Annotated in this window: 5 protein-coding genes; all 5 read left to right on the forward strand. The window is 29.6% G+C overall.

All coding sequences use genetic code 11. The features are described from left to right. On the forward strand, positions 1 to 671 hold a 671-nt coding region (locus VLM92_RS04020; protein WP_325275065.1), incomplete at its 5' end, for a VWA domain-containing protein. A 31-nt stretch (positions 672 to 702) separates the two neighbouring features. After that, positions 703 to 1,542 (forward strand): ABC transporter ATP-binding protein, encoded by an 840-nt coding sequence (locus tag VLM92_RS04025; RefSeq protein ID WP_325275066.1) that lies wholly within the window; start codon positions 703 to 705, stop codon positions 1,540 to 1,542. After that, on the forward strand, positions 1,535 to 2,275 hold the full coding sequence (locus tag VLM92_RS04030; protein ID WP_325275067.1) for an ABC transporter permease: 741 nt from the start codon (positions 1,535 to 1,537) through the stop codon (positions 2,273 to 2,275). Before VLM92_RS04025 ends, VLM92_RS04030 begins: the two co-directional genes overlap by 8 nt. Before the next feature lie 40 nt (positions 2,276 to 2,315). After that, on the forward strand, positions 2,316 to 3,353 hold the full coding sequence (locus VLM92_RS04035) for an ATP-binding protein (RefSeq protein WP_325275068.1): 1,038 nt from the start codon (positions 2,316 to 2,318) through the stop codon (positions 3,351 to 3,353). A gap of 14 nt (positions 3,354 to 3,367) precedes the next feature. Beyond that, the gene (locus VLM92_RS04040) at positions 3,368 to 4,387 is read left to right on the forward strand and encodes a radical SAM/SPASM domain-containing protein (RefSeq protein WP_325275069.1); all 1,020 of its coding nucleotides are present in this window, start codon (positions 3,368 to 3,370) and stop codon (positions 4,385 to 4,387) included. Positions 4,388 to 4,578: the final 191 nt, after the last annotated feature.

Below are 4,578 nucleotides of genomic sequence, written 5' to 3' on the forward strand. Positions count from 1 at the left end.
CAATTGATGCTACACTTCGAGCAGCAGCTGTATATCAGACTAAAAGAGAAAAAAAAGGTAGAGCTATTGCAATAGAAAGATCTGATATAAGAGTTAAAGTAAGGGAAAGACGAACTGGAAATACTATTATTTTCGTAGTTGATGCTAGTGGTTCTATGGGAGCAAATAAAAGAATGAAGTCTGTAAAAGGTGCAATTGTTTCTTTACTTAATGATGCTTATCAAAAAAGAGATAAAGTAGGTATGATTGCTTTTAGAAATGATAGTGCGGAGTTACTTTTAGGAGTTACAAGAAGTGTAGATTTAGCACAAAAGAAACTTACAAGTCTTCCAACGGGAGGGCGAACACCTTTATCTGAAGGTCTTGACATGGCATATGATGTAATTAAAGCATCTAAAATAAAAGATAAGGATATGCTTCCAGTAATAGTATTAGTATCTGATGGTAGGGCTACATATAGTTCAAAAGGAATTGATGCATTTGAAGAAGCATTAAGTTCTGCACGTAAAATTGCAGCAGATAATATAAAAACTATTGTTATTGATGCTGAGGAAAGTTTTATAAAATTAAACTTTGCTAAAAAGATAGCAAAGGCAATGGATGCAGATATTTTTGAAATAGAAGATCTTCAAGCTGATAATCTTGTTGCAGCAGTAAAATTGTCTTTATAAAATAATAATATTTTTATGGGGGAGGCAAAAATTGATAGTTATAGATAATTTAACAAAAAAATATAAAAATATAACAGCAGTGGATAACTTGAATTTAGAAATAAAAAAGGGCGAATTTTTTGGATTATTAGGCCCTAATGGAGCCGGTAAAACAACGCTAATTAAAATGCTAAGTACACTTACAAAACCCACTTCTGGGACTATTATGATAGATGATATATATATGGATAGAAATAAAACTAAAGTAAAATCAAAAATAGGAGTAGTTTCTCAACATATAAACTTGGAATGGGAATTGTCAGCAATACAAAATTTACAATTGCATGGAAAGCTTTTTGGAATGCAAAAAGATTACATGCAAAAGAGAATAGATGAGCTTTTAAAATATATTGATTTATATGATAGAAAAGATGAGAAAGTAAAAAACTTTTCAGGTGGAATGAAAAGAAAGTTAATGATTGCTAGAGCATTATTACATGAACCGGAAGTTTTACTTTTAGATGAACCAACTGTAGGATTAGATGCATCAGTTAGAAGAAAACTGTGGGATTTAATGAAAGGTCTTAATAAAGACGGAATGACAGTTATATTGACAACTCATTATATAGAAGAGGCGGAAGTACTTTGTAATAGAGTTGGATTTTTTAATAATGGTAAATTAGTTGCTCTTGATACTCCTAAAAAGTTAATTGAGAAATCTGGACAATTTGTTATGGAATGTTTTGATGAAGGGCAAACAAAAACTTTATTCTTTGAAAATAGAGAAGATGCATTAAAAAAAGCTACTTCTATAAATTCAAGTGTTAATATAAGACAAAGTAATTTAGAAGATACTTTTATTATGCTTACAAATAGAAGGATGGGTGAATAAATTGAAGATAATTACTATTTTATGGCATGAGTATATTATATTTAAGAACAGATTTTGGGGGACAACAATAAGTTTGATGATTTCACCCATATTATATCTAATTGCATTTGGATGGGGACTTGGAAATGGTATGAAAATTGATGGTATGAGCTATATGAATTTTGTTATACCAGGAATTATTGCTATGAGTACAATGACAATAAGTTTTGGGACAGTTGCAAATGGTATTAATATTTCTAGAATGTATGATAAAACGTTTGAGGAGTTTGTAACATCACCTATTAACATGGCTTCGTATGCTATAGGAAAGATAATTGCAAGTGCTTCAAGAGGACTGTACTCTGCAGCATTGATTATAGTTTTATCTTTACTATTTAGTAAGGATTTTAGTATTGATTTATACTCTATTTTTATAATCATTCTTAATTGTTTAGTCTTTGCTGCGTTAGGATTTGCAATAGGAATGATTATAGATTCACATGCGGATATGAGTAAGTTTTCAAGTTTTATTATTACACCAATGTCTTTTTTATGTGGAACATTTTTCCCAATTGACAAAATGCCATTTATTATAAAACAAATTGTATTTTTATTGCCTCTAACACAAACAAGTGTGGCGTTAAGAAGAAGTAGTGATGTTTTTGTAAATCCATATATTCATCCATTAATTTTAGCAATATATTTTGTAATACTATTATTATTAGGTATAAAGTTATGTACGAAGGCTGAATAGTTAAATAATATTTTCTAATAAAGAAAGGGAGAGTATCTTTATGATTATGGGGAAAAAAATATATCCTTTTGCAGCAATTGTTGGGCAAGAGAAAATGAAACTAGCATTAATTTTGAATTTAATTAATCCTTCAATAGGAGGGGTATTGATAAGAGGAGAAAAGGGAACTGCAAAATCTACAGCAGTTCGTTCTTTAGTAGATATTTTGCCTGAGCGTATGCAAGTAAAAGATTGTGAATGTTCATGTCATCCATTAGATGCGGAGCAAGCATGTTGTGATTGTTTACAAAAAATAAGTAATAATGAAAAACTTAATGTAATTAAATCAAAAATGAGAGTAATTGAGCTTCCAGTAAGTGCTACAGAAGATCGTGTAGTTGGAACTCTTGATATAGAACATGCTATTAAAAAAGGAGAGAAAAAATTTGAAAGTGGTATATTAGCTCAAGCAAATAGAAACATTTTGTATGTCGATGAAGTTAATTTACTAGACGATCATGTAGTAGATATATTATTAGATTCAGCAGCAATGGGAGTAAATACAATTGAAAGAGAAGGTGTTTCTTTTAGCCATCCTGCTAAATTCACATTAATCGGTACTATGAATCCAGAAGAAGGGGATTTAAGACCACAACTTTTAGACCGTTTTGGTTTAGTAATAGATGTTACAGGAGAAAGTGAGACATCTCAAAGAGTAGAAGTAATTAAAAAGAGATTAGAATTTGAAAAAGACCCAAAAAGTTTTATCAAGAGTTATGAATATGAGCAAAATGAAATAGCTGATAGAATAGAAAAAGCTAAAGAAATTCTTTCAAATGTAGTTTTTGATGATAGTATACTTGAGACAACTGCAAAAATCTCAACAGATCTTGGTGTTGATGGTCATAGAGCAGATATAGTAATGCTTAAAACTGCAATGGCAATAGCAGCATATAATATGAGAACTGAAGTTTTAAAAGAAGATTTAAAAGAAGCAGCAAGCTATGTATTACCACATAGAATGAGAAGAAGACCTTTTGAAGATTCTAAAATAAGTATAGATATGATAGTAAACAAAATAGAAGAAAATATTAAATAAAGGAAATAATTATTATGGCAAAATGCAGAGTATTGATTGTATTATGGACAACGGGCAGATGTAATTTAAAATGTAGATATTGTTATGCTTCAGAATCAAATGAAAAATATGACATGGATTTTGAAACAGCTACTAAAGTTTTAGATTATTTTGGAAACCAACCTATGAAAATACAATTTGCTGGAGGAGAACCCCTACTCAATTATGACCTTATTTGTAAAGTTTATGAATATGTAAATAAACGTGGCTATGATGCTGTATTTCAAATGCAAACTAATGCAACACTTATAGATGAGCAAAAAGCAATACAAATAAAAAAAATGAAGATTGCAGTTGGAGTAAGTTTAGATGGACCTCCAGATATAAATGAATGGCTAAGAGGAAAAACAAAGGAAGCTGTCTATGGTATTCAATGTTTAGCAAAAGCAGGAGTAAAGACAAATATTAACAGCGTAGTTACAGAACAAAATGTAACTAGACTTACAGAACTTGTAGACTTTGCTTTATATTTAGGTAATATAAGAGGGATTGGTTTGGACTTGCTTAGAGAAGCAGGAAGAGCTAAAAATAGTGATAATTTAATTAAAAAAGCAAATGATGAACAATTAAAATCCGCATTAAACTTACTTCATGAAAGATGTGAGTTATTACATAAACAAACAGGTAAAAAAATTGTTATAAGAGAGATAGAGGAAGCCAAAAAAAGACTTTCCTCTTCAGCATGTAATAAGAATTATTGCTATGCATCTTGTGGTAGCTCATATGTGATTTTGCCTAATGGAGATGTATATCCATGTGGATCGTTAATTAATAAATCAGAGTACTATATGGGAAATATAAATAATACACCTTTAAAATATATTGAATTAGCTAAACAAACTCCAGGAGAATGTAGTGAATGTGATTATTTTTCTATTTGCCCAGGAGGATGTCCATCAAGAATGATTGTAAATGGTGTTGAACAAGAGGAGAAAAACCTAGATTGTATCTTAAAGAAATCTGCATTTGATATTGCATTTAAGCTACGTGAATAGGTCTATTCAAGTTGAAAGAGCATTTATAACAAAAGAGAGTATATCTTTTAATAATTTTAAAATATAACTTATAAGATAATAAAACGTTTTGTTAATGATTAATAAAGATTAGTATATTAATTGAAGTCATAAAATATATAAATCCCCCATATAAAATTATAAAAATATAATTTTATATGGGGGATTTATGA

Source organism: Romboutsia sp. (assembly GCF_035470145.1).
Taxonomy (GTDB): Bacteria; Bacillota; Clostridia; order Peptostreptococcales; family Peptostreptococcaceae; genus Romboutsia_D.